This is a genomic window from Methylopila musalis (assembly GCF_042679725.1).
In the GTDB taxonomy this organism is placed as follows: domain Bacteria; phylum Pseudomonadota; class Alphaproteobacteria; order Rhizobiales; family Methylopilaceae; genus Methylopila; species Methylopila musalis.
The window spans coordinates 1-1899 of sequence record NZ_JBHTMX010000324.1 but is presented as its reverse complement, the minus strand read 5'-3'; the positions used below and the strand labels follow the sequence as shown (position 1 = coordinate 1899).

Sequence of the window (1899 nt, the reverse complement as noted above, 5' to 3'; positions counted from 1 at the left end):
GGCGACGTCCGAGGGCCGCGCGGCGGTGGAGGCGCTCGAAGCCATGGGCGTCACGGTGCTGGCGGCCGCCGCGGACGTGGCCGACGAGGCCGCGGTGGAAGGGCTGATCGCGCGGATCGCCGCCGAGGCGCCGCCGCTGAAGGGCGTGTTCCACGCCGCCGCCGTGCTGGACGACGGCCCGATCTACACCGTGAAGCCCGAACAACTCGACACGGTGCTGCGCCCGAAGGCGCTGGGCGCGTGGTGGCTGCACCGGCACACCGCCGGCCTGCCGCTCGACAGCTTCCTGGTGTTCTCGTCCATCGCCTCGCTGATCGGCAGTCCCGGACAGGCGACCTACGTGATCGCCAACGCCTTCCTCGACGCGCTCGCCCATCACCGGCGCGCGCAAGGGCTGCCCGCGGTCAGCGTCAATCTCGGCGCCCTGTCCGAGGTCGGCATGGCGGCGCGGCACGAAGGGGTGGAGCAGCATCTGGCGCGGGTCGGCGTCGGCTCGCTCACGCCCGCGCAGGCGCTCGACGCCATCGAGCGCATCCTCGGCTGGAACCAGCCGCAGATGGCCGCCGCGCCCATGGAGTGGCGGCTCTGGGGCGGGGTCTATCCCGCCTGGGCCGCGTCGCCCCGCTACGCCCATCTGATGCCGGCGGCCGACGGCGAGGGCGCCGGCGAGGCCGAGCAGCTGCGGCGGCGTCTCGCCGCTCTGTCCCCGGCGGAGCGCGAGCAGGAGGTGGGCCGGGCGCTCACCGGACAGGTGGCGGAGATCCTGCGCCTGAAGCCGGACGCGGTGGACGCCACCCGCTCGCTGCTGGCCATGGGCGTGGACTCGCTCATGGCCATGGAGCTGCAGACCAGCGTCGAGACATCGCTCGGCGTGAAGGTCTCCACGCTGGAGCTGATGCGCGGCTCCAGCTTCGCCCAGCTCATCGCCCATCTCGCCGCGCTGTTCGACGGCGGGGCTGAAGCCAAGGCGGCGACGCCGAAAACAGTGGAGCCTGAAACGACGCCGGCGCTCGCGCCGCTGTCCTTCGACGGCGACATCGACGTGGACGCGACGCTCGCCCGGCTGGACGAGCTGAGCCCGGAGGAAATGGAGCGCGCCATCGCGCAGCTCGGGGAACGTGGCCTGATCGGGGGAGAAGCGGCGTGAGCATCGCGACCATCGACGTGAGCGCGGCGGCGAGAGCGGAGGAGCGCAAGGCGCTCCTCGCCAGCCTGCTGCGGCGCAAGGCGGAGGCGCAGGAGACGCGCCATCCGCTGTCCCGGGGCCAGAAGGCGCTCTGGTTCCTGCACCAGAGCGCGCCGAAGAGCCCGGCCTACAACGTGGCCTTCGCCGCCCGCGTCCGCGACACGGTGGATGTCGCCGCTCTGGCCCGCGCCGCGCAGGCGCTGGTGGACCGCCATCCGCAGCTGCGCTCCACGTTCGAGAGCGTGGACGGCGAGCCGGTGCAGATCGTGCGCGGCCATCAGGACGCGGCCTTCGCGGCGATCGACGCTGGCGGCCTCGACGAGCCGGCGCTCGCCGCCCGCGTGCAGGCGGAGGTGGACCGGCCGTTCGACCTGAGGACCGGCCCGCTGTTCCGGCTGACGCTGTTCACGGCGGCGCCCGACGACCACGTGCTGCTGCTGGTCGCCCATCACGTCGTCTACGACGCCTGGTCGCTGTGGCTGAACCTCGACGAGCTCGGCCGTCTCTACGCGGCGGAGGCGGGCGGCGCCCGGTCGCTGCCGGCCTCCGAGCGCCGGACCTACGACGCCTTCGTCGCGGCGCAGGAGGCCCTGCTGGCGAGCCCCGAGGGCGAGGCCCAGTGGGAGTTCTGGAAGACGCGGCTCGACGTCACCGCCCCGCCGCTGGAGCTGCCGCTGGACCGGCCCCGTCCGCCGGCGCGCGGCCTCGGCGGC

Annotated in this window: 2 protein-coding genes; both read left to right on the top strand. The window is 74.1% G+C overall.

Features of this window, described 5'->3' with window-relative positions:
- The coding region (locus ACFQ4O_RS17240; RefSeq protein ID WP_378777572.1) for a beta-ketoacyl reductase at positions 1-1147 on the top strand (1147 nt) is incomplete at its 5' end.
- On the top strand, positions 1144-1899 hold a 756-nt coding region (locus tag ACFQ4O_RS17235; protein WP_378777571.1), incomplete at its 3' end, for a condensation domain-containing protein. The genes ACFQ4O_RS17240 and ACFQ4O_RS17235, both read left to right, overlap by 4 nt.